Origin of the sequence: Marinobacterium aestuariivivens (assembly GCF_042661465.1) — a bacterium.
Classification (GTDB): Bacteria; Pseudomonadota; Gammaproteobacteria; order Pseudomonadales; family Balneatricaceae; genus Marinobacterium_A; species Marinobacterium_A aestuariivivens.
In genome coordinates this window covers 5727194-5745242 of sequence record NZ_JBHSWE010000001.1, presented here as the reverse complement: position 1 = coordinate 5745242, position 18049 = coordinate 5727194, and the positions used below count along the sequence as shown (strand labels likewise).

The window sequence follows — 18049 nt, the reverse complement described above, 5'->3', positions numbered from 1 at the left end:
AAGCCTCCGGCGGAACCGCCCGGGGGCGTACCTGTCTTCAGTTAAACGGGAGGAGTGACGGCATGCGACATATCACCAACGGCCAGATGGCCAATCAGTGGCTGGCGCAATGCGGCATCGACGGCGACTTTCTCGCCTGGGACGATGTGCTGCACGAGGGGCCGGTCCCGGCCGGTCTGACCCTGGATGAGCTGTCCGCCGTCAGGGCCGCCTATATCGCCAGTTGCGGCTGGGCAACCGATTTCGAGGCGCTGACCCACTTTCAGGCGCGGGATGCGCTGTTTCGCAGTGCAGCCCGCGAAGGTGGCGTCGTGATCTGGAATTCCTTCGAGCTGTACGACCAGTTGCACCTGCTGCAGTTGCTGCACTGGTACAGCGAAGAAGGCCAGGGGCTCGGCTGGCCGTCGCTGGTGCTGGTGGAGGACTATCTCGGGCGTGCGGACCCCGCGAGGGCAAGGGCGCTGCTGGCGGGCCGGCAAACTATCACCGAGGGACAGCTGCGCCTCGGCGCCGATGCCTGGCGTGCCTTTACCGCGCCCAATCCCCGGGTCCTGGTGGCGCTGTTGCAGCGCGATCTGTCGGCGCTGCCGTTTCTGGGGCCGGCACTGCAGCGACTGGTGCAGGAATACCCGGGACCCGACGGCCTGAGCCGGACCGAACGGCTGGCGCTCGAAGTGGCCGCCGGCGGCGTCGACGACCCTGCCGGCCTGTTCCGCGGTGTGCGCGAGCGTGAGGCCATCGCCTTTATGGGGGATGCCAGTTTCTGGCGGGTGCTCGAACGTCTGCTCGGCGGACCCTGTCCGCTGCTGCAGGCCGGCAATGGCCGTTTTGATCGCCCCGGTCTCGGCGGCGCCGACGAACAGTTTCTCGGGCTCAAGCTCACGCCCACTGAAGCCGGTCATGAAGTGCTGGCCGGCGAACGGGACTGGCTGCTGCAGCAGCCGATCGACCGCTGGATCGGCGGCGTCAACCTGACGCCGGAGAACCTCTGGCGTCGGGGTGACAAGGATGAGGAGCTGGAAAGGCGTCTGTGAAAAGCAGACCGATGTCGGTGCAGGGGTGGCAGTCGCTGGCCCGGCACGTTAGGATGCGCCTGATATCGACAACCCTAAAATCTGCCGTTCAGTGCCAATGCTCGAATGTCCACGCCGGGCAGGGTCAATCCGTTGGTGTTCTGGGCCAGTTTTTTTACAACCAAACGGAGAAAGAGAATGCAGATTGCTGCCAATACCGTTGTACAGATTCACTACACACTGAAAAATTCCGAAGGCAACGTCATTGATTCGTCCGACGGTCAGGAGCCGCTGGCTTACCTGCATGGCGGCGGCAATATCGTCGAAGGTCTCGAGTCGGCGCTGGCCGGCAAGGCCGCCGGCGACAAGCTGGACGTCACCGTCGAGCCTGAGCGCGGTTACGGCGACCGTCGTGACGATCTGGTGCAGACCGTGGATCGCAGCAACTTCGTCGGCATCGAGCAGATCGAAGTGGGCATGCAGTTCCTGGCCCAGACTCCCTGGGGCGAACAGCCGGTAACCGTGGTCGCCGTTGCAGATGACAATGTCACCCTCGACGGCAATCACCCGCTGGCCGGAGAAGTCCTGAACTTCGCCATCGAAGTCGTGGATGTGCGTGAAGCCACCGAAGAAGAGCTGCAGCACGGTCACGCTCACGGTGAAGGTGGTCACGACCACTAAGGCCCGCCGAGCGGCTGCGTCAGACGCCCGCTCGTCAAGCCAGCCTGGCGGGGCCGCTGTGCCGGTCCCGTCGGTGCAAGGGCAGGGCCAGGCCCGCAATCGGTGCGGGCCCAAACCGCGCAACAGGAGAAGCGGCGTTGCGTAAACCCCTCTGATTTCGGGTGTCGTCTTCCTCGCCGTGCTGGCGCTGGGCAGCTACTGGAATCATCTGAACCAGACCCTGTTTCAGAAGGAACAGGCGTCCCTGTTGCGCGATATTCTCAACAGCCAGGCCGGTGCCATCGAGCAGCTGTTGAATCAGTCGCTGGTCACGACCGCCTTGTTGGCCCACGAGGTCCGGCGCAGCGGGGGCGAACCACCGGATTTTACCGTCCGGGCCGCCGAAATCCTGCGTGATTTTCCCGCCGTGTCGAGCCTGCGGCTCGCGCCTGCCGGCGTTGTCAGCCAGATTTTCCCCCTTACCGGTAACGCCTCTGCCCTCGGCAGTTCGGTATTCGAACAGGCCCGCACGGGCGTTGCGGCCCAGCAGGCCCGCCAGGAGCGCCGGCTGACGCTCGACGGTCCCCTGCAGCTGCGCGAGGGCGGTATCGGGGTCATTGGCTACAACCCGGTATTCCTGGCGTCCGACGATGACGGCGAGGCGTTCTGGGGTTTCGTTGCGGCGGTTATCGATCTGGATCCGCTGTTGTCGGTGATGGATCTCGATGCGCTGGTGCAAAGCGGCTATTACTTCGAGTTGATCCGGCTGACCCCGTCGGGCGTCGAGTTCCCGGTGATGGCCGGCGGCGATCGCCCGCCGCGCGAAGATCTGCAGACGCTCACTGTCCGGGTGCCGAATGGCCAGTGGCGGTTGCGAATGGGGCGCAATGCCGAAGAGGGCCCGGGCGGCTTCTGGATCGGCCAACTGGTCAGCCTGGTGGCGGCGCTCGTGTTCACCTGGCTGGTGCACTATGTGCTGCGCGAACCGCAGCGTCTGCGTACCCTGGTCGAATCCCGTACCCGGGAGCTGCACCAGCTGGCCTATCACGACTTCCTCACGGGGCTGGTCAATCGGCGACTGCTGCAGGAGGAGCTGGTGCAGGCGTTGCGCGAACAGGCCCGCAGCGGCGGGCCCTGGCACTGCTCTATCTCGATCTCGACGACTTCAAGCGTATCAACGACTCCATGGGGCATGAGGTGGGCGATCAGTTGCTGATCGCCGTGGCACAGCGTTTACGGGGGCTGGTGCGGGCCAACGACATCGTCGCGCGCCTGGGCGGTGACGAGTTCGCCGTGGTGCTGCTCGACAGCGGCGGCACCGAGGACATCCTGCGCCTGGCGGAGAAGCTGATCGCCTCGATCCGTCAGCCGATAAAGGTCGAGAGCCGCGAGCTGGTGATCAGTACCTCGATCGGTATCACGGTGGCACCGACCGACGGCGACTCGGCCAGTCAGCTGTTGCGCAATGCCGATCTGGCGCTCTATGCGTCCAAGCGCCGCGGCAAGAACTGTATCGCCTTCTTCAATCAGCAGATGCAGGACGAGGCCATGCGCCTGATGCGCCTGGAAGAGGACCTGCGACAGGCCCTGGCCGGTTCCCAGCTGACACTGGCCTACCAGCCGATCGTCGAGCTCGAGCGCCGCCGGACGGTCGCCTGCGAAGCGCTGATCCGCTGGCAGCATCCTCGGCACGGCTGGCTTGCGCCGGGCCAGTTCATTGCGGCGGCGGAACAGTCCGGTCTGATCGTCCCGCTGGGTTACTGGGTATTGCGGCAGGTCTGCGCCACCCTGGTGGCCTGCCTTGAAGAGGGTGATCACGCGGTACCGGTGGCGGTCAACATCAGTCCGCAACAGTTTCGGGACAAGGGGTTCATGGCGGAAATTCGCCGCATCCTGGCTGCGACCGGGGTGCCGCCTCGGCTGCTGGAACTCGAGATCACCGAAACCACCCTGATGGACAACCTCGAGGCGACGGCCGCCATTCTCGCTGATCTGAAGGCGCTCGGACTGCGTATCTCGATTGATGATTTCGGCACGGGCTACTCATCGCTGGCGCTGCTCAAGCAGTTGCCGGTCGACAAGCTCAAGATCGATCGCTGCTTCGTGCAGGATCTCGAGAACGACGAAGACGACCGGCAGATCATTCAGGCGGTGGTCGCGATGGCCTCAAAGCTCGGTCTGGAGGTGGTCGCCGAAGGCATTGAAACCGAACCTCAGCGGGACTGGCTGATGGCGTTCGGCTGCGGCTTTGGCCAGGGTATCTGTTCGGCCGGCCCGAGCTCGGTAGAAGGCCGGTTGCGCCGGGTCTCGCGAAGGTCTGAAGCCGGCGTCGACCCCGTTGGCTGGGCTACACTTAATCGGATGGGTGACTGAACCTGTCGCCCAGCGGCGTATCTAACGGAAGGCGGCACGGTGACGCCGGTGCACACTCGCGGCGCCGTTGCCAGATTCGGACCGCCCCGGCGGGGTGGCCGCAGCACCGGGAGGTGTGAAATGCAGATTTCCGAGTTCAAGGCACTGGCTTCGAGCCATCGTCTCAAAAACGTCAACTTCATCGAGTCCGGTTGTGGTCCCATGGTGGTCGAAGTCGAATACGACGACGGCAAGGAGCTGATCAGGGACAACCATGGCGAAGTGATGACCTGCACCAACGTGACTCAGGCCTACGATCTGTGCCACAAAGCGGGTGTCCACAGCGCCAACCTGGTCCAGGTCGTACCCCACGACGAAGCCTGTTCGGGCGTCGTCATGGACTACCATCGCGAATCCATCCCGCTAAAGTTCTGACGGCGGCCATGATTCGATCGGGCCTCCGTCCGGTCCCTGGCCGGACGGAGGTCTATATATGTATGGGCTGTTGCAGGACGGAGCGCCCGGGCTGCACGGCTGCGCTCCATCCGCTCTGAAAACCTGAGATGGCACCCGAAGGAGGGCTGTGGCATGCTGGCGACGCCGGTCACATCGGAACAGGGAGCGCGAATGCGGCGGAAGATCGAGCAGGCGGTCAGCAGTGTCAGTACGCTGGTGCTCGGAAAGGACAGTCAGATACGGATGGCGCTGACCTGTCTGTTTTCCCAGGGGCATCTGCTGATCGAGGACCTGCCCGGCATGGGCAAGACCACGCTGGCCCATGGCCTGGCCCAGGTGCTGGGGCTCAGTTTCCAGCGCGTTCAGTTCACCAGTGACATGTTGCCGGCCGATATCATCGGCGTCTCGATTTTCGACCAGCAGGCATCGGCGTTCCGTTTCCATCCGGGACCGGTGTTCACCCAGCTGCTGCTCGCCGACGAGATCAACCGTACCACCCCCAAGACCCAGAGCGCCCTGCTCGAGGCGATGGAGGAGCGCCAGGTCACGCTCGACGGCGAGACGCACCTGCTGCCGGAACCCTTCTTCGTTATCGCGACCCAGAATCCGATTACCCAGTTCGGTACCTTTCCGTTGCCCGAGTCCCAGCTCGACCGCTTTCTGATGCGCATCGAGCTGGGTTATCCGGCACCGGAGGCCGAACGACAGCTGCTGAGCGAGGGGCGCTACCGGCGACAGCAGAGCCCGCTGCCGGTCTGCATCGACCTTGACGACCTGAACGAGATTCGTGAAGCCTGTCGCCGGGTACGGGTATCGGACAGCCTGATCGACTATCTGCAGCGACTGGTACAGTACAGCCGGGAGGCGCCCCAGTTCGCCTATGGCGTCTCGCCGCGCGGCAGTCTGGCGCTGTTGCAGTGCGCCCGGACCTGGGCCTATATGCAGGGGCGCGAATACGTGGTGCCGGAAGACGTGCAGACGTTGCTGGAGCCGGTGATCGGCCACCGTCTGCGGGCAGCCGAGCAGGTTGGCGGTCATGGCAGCGAAGCGCTGATCCGCCAGATGCTGGAGCAGGTGGATGTGGTGGGGTAAAAGAAGGATCTTGATGAACTTGTCCAGACGTATGCGGCAATGGGCGCTGCGGCGTCATCCCAGAGTTCACAGTCTGACGCTGACCCAGAATCGTATCTATATTCTGCCGACCCGGGCCGGTCTCTGGTATCTGGTGACGGCGCTGATCATTCTGCTGCTTGGCATCAACTACGAGAACAATCTGGTCTACGGTGCCAGTTTCCTGCTGCTGTCGCTGTTCGTGCTGTCGATCCTCCACACCTACGGCAATCTTGCCGGTCTCACGATTACCGCACTGACGGCGCGCCCCTGTCTTGTCGGCGAGCAGGCCGAGTTCGAGCTGCTGCTGCGCGCCGGCAGCCGGCGTGATTACGAAGCCATTCAGCTCTCCTGGGCCGATCAGGCGCCGGTCAGCTGCGACCTGATCGGCGACAGCGAACGCCGCGTGCGCCTCTACGCAGAGGCGCCGGAACGGGGCTGGTGGCGTCCCGGGGTGCTGCTGATCGAGACGCTGTATCCCCTGGGTCTGCTGCGGGCCTGGACCTGGCTGGAGACGGACCTGCGGGCACTGGCCTGGCCGCGGCCGCTGACGGGCGACAGCCTGCCGGGGAGCGGCGGCATCGACGGCCGCGGGGAAGTGCTGCAGGGGCGTGGCAGTGACGACTTCGTCGGCCTCGAAGCTTATCAGCGCGGCATGTCGCCGCGCCATATCGCCTGGAAACAGCTGGCGGCGGGGCAGGGGCTGCATGCCAAGCAGTTCGGCGACCATGCCGATGAGCAGCTCTGGCTCGACTGGACCCTGTGGCCTGAACTGGATGTCGAAAGCCGGCTTTCGCGGCTCTGCTACTGGGCCCTGAAACTCTCGCGCGAACGGCTTGAGTATGGCCTGCGACTGCCCGGTCGCGAAATCGCGCCGGGACGCGGCAGCCGGCATCGACACGATGTCCTGCGGGCCCTGGCGCTGTTCGGCAAGGAGACACAGAATCGATGAAGGGGTTTATCAGCTCACCCGGCCGGCGCTGGTCTGGCAGTTGCTGATGGTCATCGTGGTGCTGATACCCCACAGCCTGCGCCTGCCCTGGTGGCTTCCGTTGCTGACCCTCGGTGCCCTGGGCTGGCGGCTGATGGTTCACCTGGGGCGCACCTCCTTCCCCCACTGGAGCGTCAAGTTCATGATGGCGATCACGGCCGGGATCGGGGCCGTGGTATCGATCGGCCGTGGCAACGGCCCGGAGCTGGCAGTGGCGCTGCTGGTGGCGGGATTCGCACTGAAACTGCTGGAGATCTACAAGCGGCGCGACGCCCTGGTACTGGTCTATGTCGCCTATTTTCTTGCGGCCACCGAGCTGCTGTTCGGTCAGACACTGCTGCATGCCCTCTATGTGCTGGCGGCGCTGTTGCTGATTACCGCGGCCCTCAATGCGGTCTATCAGAGCGAGCATCAGCCGGACTTCTGGCGGCCGCTGCGGGCGGCGGGCCGGCTGATGCTGCCGGCCATACCGCTGATGGTGGTACTGTTTCTCGTGGTGCCGCGCATCGGGCCCCTCTGGTATGCGCCCATGGCCCAGGAGGAGGCCGTGACCGGACTGTCGGATACGCTTTCGCCGGGCGATGTCAGCCGGCTGACCGGCTCCAGTGCCGTGGCGTTTCGGGTCGAGTTCAGCAGTGGGGCGGTGCCGCCGCCGGCGCAGCGCTACTGGCGCGGACTCACCTACGACCATTTCGACGGCCGCCGCTGGCAGGCGGAGTCGGACCGGCTGACGCCCCCGAGCACCGCCGCTCTGCCGCCGGGGCCGCTGCTGCGCTACCAGATGACCCTCGAACCCAGTGGGCAGCGCTGGGTATACGCGCTCGATTATCCGGTCGGAGCTCCCTGGCCGCTGCGTCTGGCGGCGAACTGGACGCTGCGGGCGCCGTCACGCATTCGCCAGCGCGCGGATTTCGAGCTGGTTTCGCGGCCGCTGGCGCAGCTGCCACAGCCGCTGAGCGAATCGGCACGCGAGCGCTATCTGCAACTGCCGTCCGGCGGGAACCCCGGACCCGGGAACTGGCGGCGGGCTGGCGTGACCAGGCGGCGTCGGCGGAGGATCTGGTCGGGCGCGCGCTGGCGCTGTTCAACCGGGAGTTCCGCTATACCCTGACGCCGCCGCGCCTGGGCGACGACAGTATCGACGACTTCCTGTTCGAGACCAAAAGCGGTTTTTGCGGCCATTATGCCGGTGCCCTGACTTTCATGCTCAGGGCCGCCGGAGTGCCGGCACGGGTGGTCGGCGGTTACCAGGGAGGAGTGGAATCCCTACGAGTCCTATCTGCTGATCCGCCAGTACGAGGCCCATGCCTGGACCGAGGTCTGGTACGAGGGGCGCGGCTGGGTCCGGGTGGATCCGACGGCGGCCGTGGCGCCGGAAAGGGTCGAGCAGAGTGCGGATCAATTGCTGGCCGACGAGCCGGGGTTTCTCTCCGAGACCCCGCTGTCGCCGGTCCGCTTCGGGCGTATCGGCTGGGTCAACGAGATGCGCCTGCGCATCGAGGCTCTGAATTACAGCTGGCATCGCTGGGTGATCAGTTTCCATCTGCGCCAGGGCTCGTTGCTGGAGCAGTGGTTCGGCGATCTGACGCTGTGGAAACTGGCACTGGCGCTGGCGCTGCCCTTCAGTCTGATCCTTGGCTGGGTGGCGATCGGGCTGCTGCGTCAGCGCCGGCCCCGAACCCTGGATCCGGTCGACCGGTCGCTGCAGCGGCTGTCCCGAAAACTGGCGGCCAGTGGGCTGGAACGCCGTACCGGCGAGCCGGTCGGTTATTACGCCGAACGGGTGGCCGGTGCGCGCCCGGAACTGGCGGCGCTGATGAGCGCCGTGGCCGGTCATTACGAACAGCTTCGCTATGCCGGCCGCGACGACAGCCGGGTGCAGCGCGCCTACCGCGAAGCGGTGCGTGCCTGTATGCGTAACGCGTAACGCGTCACCTGTCAGTCGTCATGATGCGCTTCGCTCAGCAGCATCCTACGGATTCAAAGCCTCCCGAACCCGCTTCTTCAATTCCGGCAGCAGTTCGGTCTCGAACCAGGGGTGGTGTTTTAGCCAGGCCTGGTTGCGTGGCGACGGGTGGGGCAGGGGCAGGTAGCCGGGCGGCAGGTCGCGCCAGTGTTCGACGCAGTCGGTCAGGCTGCTGAACGGCTGCGGCGAGTAGGCGCGCTGGGCATATTGGCCGATCAGCAGGGTGAGGCGGATAGCCGGCATCTCGTCCAGCAGGCGTCGGTGCCAGAGCGGGGCGCATTCGGGGCGCGGCGGCAGGTCGCCGCTGCGTCCGCGACCCGGAAAACAGAACCCCATCGGCATGATGGCCACCTGCCGCGGGTCGTAGAAGTCATCGCGGTCGATGCCCATCCAGTCGCGCAGCCGGTCGCCGCTGGCATCGTCGAAGGGGCGCCCGCGGGCATCGGCACGGGCGCCGGGCGCCTGGCCGATGATCAGCAGGCGCGAGGAGGCCGCCGCCTGGATGATCGGACGCACGCCGTCCGGCAGCCCCGGCAGTGGCGGCACTGCCGTATCTCCTGCACCAGCTGTTCGCAGCTGTTGGCGGTGGATGCTTTCATGACGGCGGTTTCCCGTATAATGGCGACTCCCTGAAACAGTGTAGTGATCCAGAGACCGATGTCATCCCAGCGCCTTGAGGCTCCGCTGCCGTTCGATTATCGCATTGTGCGCAGCCATCGCAGGACCGCCGCGATTCAGATCCGGGCCGATGCAGTGGAGGTTCGGGTACCGCACTGGGTCGGTGCGGACTGGATCGACGGCTTTGTCCGCAGCCGCGAACAGTGGATTCGCAGTCGCCTGGCATCGGTACGGGCACAGCGCGATGCCCACCTGATCGAGGTGGCCCGCGGCGCCCGCGTGCCGTTTCGCGGTCAGGCGCTCCGGCTGGACTGGCAGCCGGGGGCCGCGGCGGCGGTTGCGCACCGGGACGACCGTCTCGAGGTGACCTTGTCCCGGCGTATTCGCCGGCCGCAGGAGGAGGTCGTGGCCGACCAGCTGCGGCAGTGGCTGCAACGGCAGGCCACGGATATTCTGTGCGCACGGTTGTGGGCGCTGGCGGCGCATACCGGGCTGCAGCCTTCGGGCGTATCGGTACGCGGCTTCCGGCGCCGCTGGGGCAGCTGCGACAGTCGCGGCCGTATCGCGCTGAACTGGCGGCTGGTGCTGGCGCACCCGGAGGCCGCCGACTACGTGCTGATCCACGAACTCTGCCATCTGCGTCATTTCGACCATTCCCCCCGTTTCTGGCAACTGGTGGCCCGGCACTGCGCCGGGTACCGGCAGCATCAGGACTATTTTCGCGAACGCGCCTGCTGGCTCGAGTGGTAGTACGACTTTTGTCGTACTTTGCGCCTATGGGCACCCGGCCGGGTTTATGTTTCAATTTTGATGCAGTTTTCCCGGCCTTGCGGTTGCCGGGGCGGAGCGATTTGCAGCGGGCAGCCAGGGTTGGCTGTTGTACCCGGTGGCACCGTAGGAGTCTGTCGGGCTTGGCCGATCGTAGCGAGGGAAAGTCCGTTTTGAGGCAGTTTTTGAGCGATTTTGCGGCGAATAGTGGTTCTATTTAACAAGAAAGCGCTCAAAAAATGGCCAAAATCGGCTTTTTCGCAGTAGATCAGTGTTAAGTCTGACAGGCTCCTAGGGGTGCCGGATCACAAGAATAACAGCCGAGAGCAGCGATGAGTCTTTACACCAGCGTTGAAAAAACCTTCTTCAGCAGCCTTACCCGCAAGATTGCCGGCAACGTCCTGTTCCTGCTGCTGCCCTATCTTGTCCTGCTGCTCGCCGGCTTTTACTACGCCGGCGAGGCCGGGTCCATGCTCGATGCGCTGGCCCTACCGGAGGACCGGAGCGAAGCGCTGCGGGGGCTGTTTGCCGAGGCCGCCTGGGTGGGCGGGGCGGTGATCCTGTTCGCATTGCTCTCGGGCCTGTTCAGCATCGGTTTCATGCGCCACCTGTTTCTGCGTCCGGTGCGGGAGATGACCGCAGTGCTCAGGGGCATACGCGACAAGGACGGCGATATCTCCGCCACGCTGCCCGACTACACCTTCGACGAAATCTCCGAGATGGCCGGCAGTTACAATGACTTCGCCGCCAGTCTCAGGCGCATGATCGCGGAGACGCGCCGGCGCAGCGTCCGCGTGGCGCTCTGTTCGACCCGGCTCAAGCAGGCGCTCGAGCGAGCCCATCGCTCGGTCAGCGAGCAGGAAAGCCAGGCGCAGCTGGTGTTCCAGTCCAGTCAGGAGGCGACCCAGGCGCTCGACGAGATTGCCGGCACCACCCTGAAAATCAATGAGCAGAACAGCGAAAACCTGCGCGATGTGCGCGATTCCAGCAGCGAGCTGCAGCGGGTACGCGAGCAGGTCGGGGCGATCCACAGCCGGGTCACCGATTTCCAGGAGACCGTGCAGCGCCTGAGCGAGAACTCCGGCAATATCACCAATATCCTGTCGATGGTGAAGGATTTCTCGGATCAGACCAATCTGCTGGCGCTGAATGCGTCCATCGAAGCGGCGCGGGCCGGCGAGGCGGGCCGGGGCTTCGCGGTGGTCGCCGACGAAGTGCGCAACCTGTCGCGCAAGGTCAGCCAGGCCACGGTGGAGATCGACGGCAATGTCGGCGAAATGGCGGCGCTGGTGGCCAGCACCCGCCAGAGTGCCCGGGATATTCTCAGTTACGTCGAAGACACCGACAGCTTCATCGACAGTACCAGCGGGCAGTTCCTGCGCATGGTGCAGGATTTCGAGCAGGTCAGCAGTCAGCTCTCGGGCATCAGTGCGGCGATCGACGAACTGGCCCATACCAACAAGAACTCGCACGGTCATGTCAGCCGGATCAGCGAGATCGCCACGGCGATCGAGCAGGAGATGAACGACTCCCAGGATACGTCGGAGCAGCTCGAGATCAGCACCGAGGAGAGCCAGGAGCTGCTGTCGCGCTTTATCATCGGCTATGGCGGTTTCGAGAACATGATCCAGACCGGGCGGCGCTGGGCGGGCGAGACGACGCAGGCGCTGGCCGCGCTGCAGCAGCAGGGGCTCGATATCTTCGACAGCCAGTACCGGCGGACCAATCCCGGGCAGGAACCGGCGAAATTCGACGTCGGCTATGTCGACGCCTACGAGAAACTGCTGCGCCCGCTGTTCGATGGTTTCCTGCGCGAGCGGCCCGAGTTCACCTACGCGATCGGGGTCGATCGCAACGGTTATGCACCGGCCCACCACAGCAAGGTGTCCAGGGCCCTGACCGGCGATGCCGTGGCCGACAATCTGCACAGCCGTCACCGGCGCATATTCTTCGGGACCCGCGCCGAGCAGCGGCGCGCCACCCACAGCGCGCCTTTCCTGCTGCAGACCTTTATCCGCGACACCGGTGAAGTGCTCAACGACCTCTCGATCCCGATCCATATCGATGGACGTCACTGGGGGGCGCTGATCATGGGCTTCGAGCCGCGACACTTGCTGGACGAAGAGGGTTAGTCCGGGGTTCGGGGGATCCTGTGCCGGAAATTTCAGCACCCGCCGTAGGAGCGCCGCCCCGGTGCGAATAACCACCGTGCCGAATTTGTTCGCCTCGGGGAGAGGCTCCTACGGTAAATTACAGCGCCACACCCGTAGGAGCGCCGCCCCGGTGCGAATAACCACCGTGCAGAGTGGGCTTCCACGACCGGTCGCTACCGGCGCACGCTGCGAAAATCGCCCTCGCCCCAGCTGACCGCCTCGTAACAGCGTTCCAGTCCGCTGCCGCCGCATTCGGCACCGTGCAACTGCAACAGCAGCATCCGGTCACCGTCCCATTCCAGGGTCTGCCACTGCTTGACCAGCCGCTCCAGCACCCGGTCGCCGACGATCACCTTGAGGCCGCAGCCGCCGGTGCCGCAGAACATCGTCGCCGACGAAGTGCATTTGTAAGTGCTCTCGTCGATGATTTCGTCGTCAATGCCGTCTCCGTTCAGATCGATCAGGCGGATGGTGCCGGGCTGATAGCCCAGTTCGCCGTTTTCATAGGTCGCGCAGGCCGCGCGCGCTTCATCGATGAAGCGGCTGGCGAGCTCCGACGCAGTGGTCAGGCCCGTGGCCAGCCACAGACCGGCGGCCAGCAGCACAGGGGAAGCTTTCATGGTTGTTGTCCTCCGTGAAGAAGAGTGAAAAGCCTACAGTCGACAGTTTAGTGTACGGGTGCACCGAGGCGCCTCATGACCGGTCGCGGGGTCCGCAGAAAGAAAATTTACGACCAAAGTAGTAGGGGATCGCAGGTTCGTGCCGGGCATTCGTTACATTACCTATGCAAATCAAATAAATGCGTCGCCGTTGGCGTCCCGCCGACCGGGACGCAAGTAGCATATCCCTGGCGGGGTGCAGGGACTAGAATCGAAGAGGCCGTTGTTTTCAAGGAGGCAGGCATTGAACCCAGACCAACCACTCCTGCCTGCGACCACCGCGGCCAGTTACAGCGCCGATCCGCATCGGGCATCGCAGGAACTGCGCGAGGCATTCCGTGATCCGGAACCCGGTTTCGTGCTGTTCTTCTGTTCCGCGGAATACGACCTCGAGGTGCTGGGCGCAGCACTGCAGCGGGATTTTGCCGGCATTGGCCTGGCGGGCTGTACCACCGCCGGTGAGATCACGCCCCAAGGCTACGGTCAGGGCTGCATTACCGCCATCGGCTTCGATGCCCGGGCTTTCGCGGTCGAAAACGAGCTGGTCGAGGAAATCGGGCGCTTTTCGCTGACCGATGCCCAGGCCGTGGTCGAGAACCTGACCGCCGGTTGCCGCGCACGCAATGTCGCGCCGATCAAGGGTCATTCCTTTGCGCTGACGCTGCTCGACGGCCTCTCCAGCCAGGAGGAGCTGTTTCTGGTGACGCTGAACTCGGCGCTCGGCAGCATCCCGAACTTTGGCGGCTCGGCCGGCGACGACATCCATCTGGCGAATACCCACGTCTACTGCGACGGGCATTTCCGTACCGATTCGGCGGTGGTGCTGCTGTTCAATACCCGTTGCGAGTTCGAGGTGTTTTCGACCCACCACATGCAGGACCCGGGCGAGAAAATGGTGGTGACGGGCGCCGATCCCGACAGCCGCACGGTCACCGAGCTGAACGCCGAGCCCGCGGCGCAGGAATACGCCCGGGTGATTGGGGTGCCGGTCTCGTCGCTCGATTATCGCGCCTTCGCGCTCAACCCGGTGGCGGTGCGCATCAGCGACGACTATTACGTGCGTTCGATCCAGCGCGTGAACCCGGACCTGAGCATGACGTTCTACTGTGCGGTGGAAAAGGGGATCGTGCTGACCGCCATGCGCCCGGGACCGATGCTGCCGGATCTCGAGGCGGAGTTCGCCCGTATCGAGCAGTCGATCGGGGTGCCGCAGCTGGTCATTGGCTGCGACTGTTTCCTGCGCCGACTGGAGGCCCGCTACAGCGGTCTGCACGATGCCACCTCCGAGTTTCTCCGCGCCCATCGTGTGATCGGGTTCAATACTTACGGCGAACAGTTCAATGGCATGCATCTGAACCAGACATTCACCGGCGTCGCGATCGGGGGCTACCGTCATGGCGGGCGCTGACGAGGTGGCCGCGGCCTGCCAGGGAGATCAGGTGCGGGCGCTGGAGGCCCGCGTCGCCGAACTGGAACGGGACAATGCCAAGCTGCACAAGATCAACCGTGCGCTGATCGAGCGGGTCGAGTCCGGCGGCGGACATCGCACCGACCCCTATGCGGCCTTCGAGCATTCGGTGGTGCTGGCCGAGCAGGTGCGCGAACGCACCGAAGCGCTCAACAGCGCCCTGTCCCAGCTCAAACGCAGCAACCGGGCGCTGACGGAGGCCAACCGGCAGGCCGAGACGGCCCACCAGCGCCTGATCGATGCCATCGAAAGCATTTCCGATGCCTTCGTACTGTTCGACAGCGAGCGGCGCATACTGTTGTTCAACAGTCGCTTCCGGGCGTTCTGGCATGGCACCGGCATCCGCATCGAACAGGGCACCACCATCCAGGACCTGAAGCGGCTGGCCCGGGAGCATGGGCTGATCGTCGAGGAGAGCGGGACGGCCCGCGGTAGCGGCAGTCCGGTGATGAAGCTGGTCAACGGCCGCTGGATCCAGGTCAGCGAGCGCCAGACCCGGGATGGTGGCCTGGTGGTGCTCTATACCGATATCACCGAGCTCAAGGCGTTCGAGGAGGCGCGCCGCGAGCGTGCGCTGGCGCAGAAGTCGCGGCTGTTGCAGAGCCTGGTCGATCATCTGTCCCAGGGGTCGCGCTGGTCAATGCCGAAGACGAACTGGAGGTCTGGAATCAGCGCTTTATCGAGCTCTGCGGCATCGACCCGGCGCGGGTGCCGGAGCAGCGCCACTTCGCCGCGCTGCTGGCGGGCAGCGATGTCGCGCTGCCCGTGTCCGCGGATCTGCCTCTGGACGGCATTCAGGCGCGGGAAAAGACCCTGGCCGACGGCCGGGTGCTGGAGGTCCGCACCCATCCGATGCCGACCGGCGGTTACGTCAATACCTATACCGACATCACCGAGCGCCATCGTTACGCCGAAACCCTGCGCGAAAGCGAGCAGTGGGTCCGGCTGATCACCGACCATGTGCCGGCGCTGATCGGCTATGTCGGCGAGGATCTGCGCTACCAGTTCACCAACAAGGTCTACGACGAGTGGTATGGCTGGCCACGCGGGGAGCTCAATGGCCGGCTGATCAGCGAGGTGCAGGGCGAGGCCCAGTTCAGGAAGATCAGGCCCTACATGGCGCGGGCGCTCGCGGGGAGAGTGTCACCTTCGAGATCGACGAAAAGAACGTGCACGGCGAAGTGCGCTGCATGCTCAAATCCTACGTGCCGAACCTCGACAGCAGCGGCCGGGCGGTCGGTATTTTCGTGATGATCCGCGACATCACCGAGCGCCGGCGTACCGCCCACGCGCTGGAGCAGGCCTACCAGCATCTCGAGCAGCGGGTGCGCGAACGTACCGTCGAACTGACCGCGGTGAACGATCAGCTGCGTCAGGAGATCCATGAGCGGGTCGAGATCGAGGCGCGCCTGCGGGAAGCCAAGAAGGAGGCGGAGCAGGCCAACCTGTCGAAGACCAAGTTTCTCGCCGCGGTCAGTCACGATCTGCTGCAGCCGCTCAATGCCGCCCGGCTGTTCACCGGCGCGCTGCAGGAACAGGCGGCGGTCGAGCCGGTGGCACGTCTGGTGCGTTCGGTCAGCAACTCCCTGGCCGATGTCGAAAGCCTTCTCAGTACGCTGGTCGACATCTCCAAGCTCGATGCCGGCGTTATCACGCCGGACATCAACGCCTTCTGCATTCGCGGGCTGCTCGAGAACATCGCCAACGAATACCGGCAGGTGGCGCTCGGCCAGTCGCTGGCACTGCACTTCGTCCCCAGCAGTGCGGTGGTCCAGTCCGACAGCCAGCTGCTGGCGCGGATACTGCGCAATTTTCTCTCCAATGCGCTGCGCTATACCCGCAGCGGACGGATCCTGTTCGGCTGTCGGCGCAAACGCAGCAGCCTGCTGATCGAAGTCTGGGACACCGGCATCGGCATTCCGGAGGAGAAGCTGACCGAGATTTTCCTCGAGTTTCGCCGTATCGCGCCGGCCGGCGGTGCCCAGCCCGACAAGGGGCTGGGGCTGGGGCTGGCGATCGTCGACAAGATCTCGCGGATCCTCGGGCATCAGGTCGCGGTGACCTCGGTCGAGGGGCGTGGCTCGGTATTCTCGGTGGAAGTGCCGTTCGGCCAGCTGTCTCCGGTCAACCTGACCAGCCGTCAGTTGCCGCAGGCACCCCAGGAGTGGCTCGAAGGCGCCCGCATCTGGGTGGTCGACAACGACCAGGCGATCTGCGAAGGCATGGCGACGCTGCTCGGGGGTGGGGATGCGAAGTCGTTACGGCGCTGTCGCTGGACGACCTGTCACGGCAGCTGTCGGTGGCGCAGGGGGACGTCGATCTGCTGATCGTCGACTATCATCTGGACAATGACGAAAACGGGGTCGATCTGGTCGCCGATATCCGCGCACAGCGCAAGGATGACCTGCCGGTGCTGATGCTGACCGCGAACTACAGTCTCGAGCTGAAACAGCAGATCCGCGATCTCGGCTACCTGCTGATGCACAAGCCGGTGAAGCCGATGAAGCTCAAGACCACGCTGAATCATCTGTTGAGTAAGAGTTAACAGACAACGGTTAACAGTTCGTAGGTTGGGTGGCGTGCCGAAGGCGCAAAACCCAACACCAGGCTTCTCCAAATGGCAAGTTCGAAGCCAAAAGCTTCGGTACCCGCAGGTACCGCTTGCCGCTTATCGCTTATCGCTTCCATATTGGGTTTCGGCCCTGCGGGCCTCTACCCAACCTGCGGTGTCTGGCCTATAAATCGCGATCGAGCACCAGCTGCTGGATCAGCTGCTTGGCGGTGTCGTAGCCAAAGGGTTTGCTGCAGATGGCCGAGACGCCGGCGCTCTGGATGGCGGCCAGGCGACTGCGGTTCTGCTCCGAGGTCACCATCAGCACCGGCACTGCCGGCTGATCGCTGTTCTGGCGGATACGGGTCACCAGCTCCTCGCCATCGACGTAGGGCATGTTGTAGTCGGTAACGACCAGGTCGAAGGTGCTGGACTGCATGATCTGAAGTGCCTCGGCGCCGTCCTGGGCTTCGATGAGGCTGGCGATGCCCAGGTTTCTCAGCAACTGGGCGAGGTAGCGTCGCGAGAGGGCACTGTCATCGACGAGCAGCACCCGCACATGTTCGAGTTCCTCGCTATCCGGCGGTTCGCTGTCGCTTTCGTTCAGGTAGAGCAGCGTGCTCTGCAGCGCCGTGCGCAGCTCGTCGCGGTCGAACGGCTTGGGCAGGATGGCGATGGCGCCGGCCTGGCGGATCGGTTCCAAGAAGCGGTAGTGGGTCTCGGAGGAAACGAGCAGAAAGGTCACATCGGTCAGCGACGCATCGCGGCGCATCTCCGTCACCAGCTCGGTGCCGGTCATGTCCGGCAGGTGCATCGACGACAGCACGATGTCCGGCGTCTCCCGGCGCATCGCCGCCAGCGCCGCGCCAGCCTGATCGAACAGCTCCAGATGCTGAACGCCCAGCCCCCGCAGTGCTTCGGCAATGATATGGCGCTGTACCCGGGACGGTTCCACGACCTGTACCAGCAACGAGTCTAGATTCATCGGCAAGAGTCCATTCAGTGCCGGTCGGACCGGCCACAAGTCGGCTGTGTCGCCCGCAAGGGGCCTTTCAGGGCGAATAGTGTCCTTCAGTTGGCCCGCCAAATGCAAGCGCGGATGAGTCCCGTGCCGGGACGTGAGGTTCTAGCGCCGCAGGTACTGGCTGAAATCGATATTGCCGGCGGAAAGCACGGCCTGGATACGGTTGTGCACGCCCAGCTTGCGCAGGATCGCCGAGACATGGGCCTTCACCGTGGTTTCTGCGGTCTGTGCAGCGCATTGTAGGCGGTCCTTCGCCGGGA

17 protein-coding genes and 4 pseudogenes are annotated in these 18049 nt (G+C 64.5%); 17 read left to right on the top strand and 4 right to left on the bottom strand.

What is annotated here, in order from left to right; all coding sequences use genetic code 11:
• The first annotated feature begins 62 nt into the window (after window positions 1-62).
• The 11 genes and pseudogenes from ACFQDL_RS30255 to ACFQDL_RS30210 all read left to right on the top strand — a co-directional run bounded on the left by ACFQDL_RS30255 (window position 63) and on the right by ACFQDL_RS30210 (window position 8509).
• Window positions 63-1034 (top strand): hypothetical protein, encoded by a 972-nt coding sequence (locus ACFQDL_RS30255; RefSeq protein WP_379912644.1) that lies wholly within the window; start codon window positions 63-65, stop codon window positions 1032-1034.
• A 177-nt stretch (window positions 1035-1211) separates the two neighbouring features.
• The gene (locus tag ACFQDL_RS30250; protein ID WP_379912642.1) at window positions 1212-1694 is read left to right on the top strand and encodes an FKBP-type peptidyl-prolyl cis-trans isomerase; all 483 of its coding nucleotides are present in this window, start codon (window positions 1212-1214) and stop codon (window positions 1692-1694) included.
• A gap of 178 nt (window positions 1695-1872) precedes the next feature.
• Window positions 1873-2889, top strand: a complete 1017-nt coding sequence (locus ACFQDL_RS30245; protein WP_379912640.1) for a CHASE domain-containing protein — start codon at window positions 1873-1875, stop codon at window positions 2887-2889.
• Window positions 2808-4046 carry a putative bifunctional diguanylate cyclase/phosphodiesterase gene (locus tag ACFQDL_RS30240; RefSeq protein WP_379913453.1) on the top strand — a complete coding sequence of 413 codons (1239 nt, stop codon included), beginning with the start codon at window positions 2808-2810 and terminating at the stop codon, window positions 4044-4046. The genes ACFQDL_RS30245 and ACFQDL_RS30240 overlap by 82 nt, the downstream gene beginning before the upstream one ends.
• Window positions 4047-4166: 120 nt before the next feature.
• On the top strand, window positions 4167-4460 hold the full coding sequence (locus tag ACFQDL_RS30235; RefSeq protein ID WP_379912638.1) for a DUF6482 family protein: 294 nt from the start codon (window positions 4167-4169) through the stop codon (window positions 4458-4460).
• 192 nt (window positions 4461-4652) lie between these two features.
• Window positions 4653-5573, top strand: coding sequence for an AAA family ATPase (locus tag ACFQDL_RS30230; RefSeq protein ID WP_379912636.1), 921 nt, complete (start codon window positions 4653-4655; stop codon window positions 5571-5573).
• Window positions 5574-5592: 19 nt separating this feature from the next.
• On the top strand, window positions 5593-6543 hold the full coding sequence (locus ACFQDL_RS30225) for a DUF58 domain-containing protein (RefSeq protein WP_379912634.1): 951 nt from the start codon (window positions 5593-5595) through the stop codon (window positions 6541-6543).
• A complete protein-coding gene (locus ACFQDL_RS30220) occupies window positions 6494-7693 on the top strand; it encodes a TgpA N-terminal domain-containing protein (protein ID WP_379912632.1) in 1200 nt (399 codons plus the stop codon). The genes ACFQDL_RS30225 and ACFQDL_RS30220 overlap by 50 nt, the downstream gene beginning before the upstream one ends.
• Window positions 7642-7779, top strand: a pseudogene (locus ACFQDL_RS33130) (hypothetical protein); the annotation flags it as partial. The gene ACFQDL_RS30220 and the pseudogene ACFQDL_RS33130, both read left to right, overlap by 52 nt.
• Window positions 7780-7852: 73 nt before the next feature.
• Window positions 7853-7927: pseudogene (locus ACFQDL_RS33125) on the top strand (hypothetical protein); the annotation flags it as partial.
• 3 nt (window positions 7928-7930) lie between these two features.
• Window positions 7931-8509 (top strand): DUF4129 domain-containing protein, encoded by a 579-nt coding sequence (locus ACFQDL_RS30210; RefSeq protein WP_379913451.1) that lies wholly within the window; start codon window positions 7931-7933, stop codon window positions 8507-8509.
• A 45-nt stretch (window positions 8510-8554) separates the two neighbouring features.
• On the opposite strand, the gene ACFQDL_RS30205 is transcribed toward ACFQDL_RS30210, so the two are convergent.
• Window positions 8555-9094: a uracil-DNA glycosylase family protein gene (locus ACFQDL_RS30205; RefSeq protein WP_379912630.1), complete on the bottom strand. Its 540-nt coding sequence runs from the start codon at window positions 9092-9094 to the stop codon at window positions 8555-8557.
• Window positions 9095-9205: 111 nt separating this feature from the next.
• Here ACFQDL_RS30205 and ACFQDL_RS30200 point away from each other — a divergent pair, with 111 nt between their 5' ends.
• Together ACFQDL_RS30200 and ACFQDL_RS30195 are read left to right on the top strand one after the other, a co-directional pair.
• Window positions 9206-9916 (top strand): M48 family metallopeptidase, encoded by a 711-nt coding sequence (locus ACFQDL_RS30200; protein ID WP_379912628.1) that lies wholly within the window; start codon window positions 9206-9208, stop codon window positions 9914-9916.
• Window positions 9917-10266: 350 nt separating this feature from the next.
• Window positions 10267-12066, top strand: coding sequence for a methyl-accepting chemotaxis protein (locus ACFQDL_RS30195; protein ID WP_379912626.1), 1800 nt, complete (start codon window positions 10267-10269; stop codon window positions 12064-12066).
• Between the two features lie 194 nt (window positions 12067-12260).
• Here ACFQDL_RS30195 and ACFQDL_RS30190 read toward each other — a convergent pair whose 3' ends face one another.
• On the bottom strand, window positions 12261-12707 hold the full coding sequence (locus ACFQDL_RS30190) for a hypothetical protein (protein ID WP_379912624.1): 447 nt from the start codon (window positions 12705-12707) through the stop codon (window positions 12261-12263).
• A gap of 283 nt (window positions 12708-12990) precedes the next feature.
• Here ACFQDL_RS30190 and nosP point away from each other — a divergent pair, with 283 nt between their 5' ends.
• The 4 genes and pseudogenes from nosP to ACFQDL_RS30170 all read left to right on the top strand — a co-directional run bounded on the left by nosP (window position 12991) and on the right by ACFQDL_RS30170 (window position 16759).
• Window positions 12991-14154 carry a nitric oxide-sensing protein NosP gene (gene nosP / locus ACFQDL_RS30185; protein WP_379912622.1) on the top strand — a complete coding sequence of 388 codons (1164 nt, stop codon included), beginning with the start codon at window positions 12991-12993 and terminating at the stop codon, window positions 14152-14154.
• Window positions 14141-14755, top strand: a pseudogene (locus ACFQDL_RS30180) (PAS-domain containing protein); the annotation flags it as partial. The gene nosP and the pseudogene ACFQDL_RS30180, both read left to right, overlap by 14 nt.
• Window positions 14715-16541 (top strand): PAS domain-containing sensor histidine kinase, encoded by a 1827-nt coding sequence (locus tag ACFQDL_RS30175; RefSeq protein ID WP_379912620.1) that lies wholly within the window; start codon window positions 14715-14717, stop codon window positions 16539-16541. The pseudogene ACFQDL_RS30180 and the gene ACFQDL_RS30175, both read left to right, overlap by 41 nt.
• A complete protein-coding gene (locus ACFQDL_RS30170) occupies window positions 16514-16759 on the top strand; it encodes a response regulator (protein WP_379912618.1) in 246 nt (81 codons plus the stop codon). The genes ACFQDL_RS30175 and ACFQDL_RS30170 overlap by 28 nt, the downstream gene beginning before the upstream one ends.
• A gap of 190 nt (window positions 16760-16949) precedes the next feature.
• Here ACFQDL_RS30170 and ACFQDL_RS30165 read toward each other — a convergent pair whose 3' ends face one another.
• Window positions 16950-17750 carry a response regulator gene (locus ACFQDL_RS30165; RefSeq protein WP_379912616.1) on the bottom strand — a complete coding sequence of 267 codons (801 nt, stop codon included), beginning with the start codon at window positions 17748-17750 and terminating at the stop codon, window positions 16950-16952.
• A 141-nt stretch (window positions 17751-17891) separates the two neighbouring features.
• Window positions 17892-18011 (bottom strand): annotated as a pseudogene (locus tag ACFQDL_RS33120) (LuxR C-terminal-related transcriptional regulator); the annotation flags it as partial.
• Between the last annotated feature and the right edge of the window lie 38 nt (window positions 18012-18049).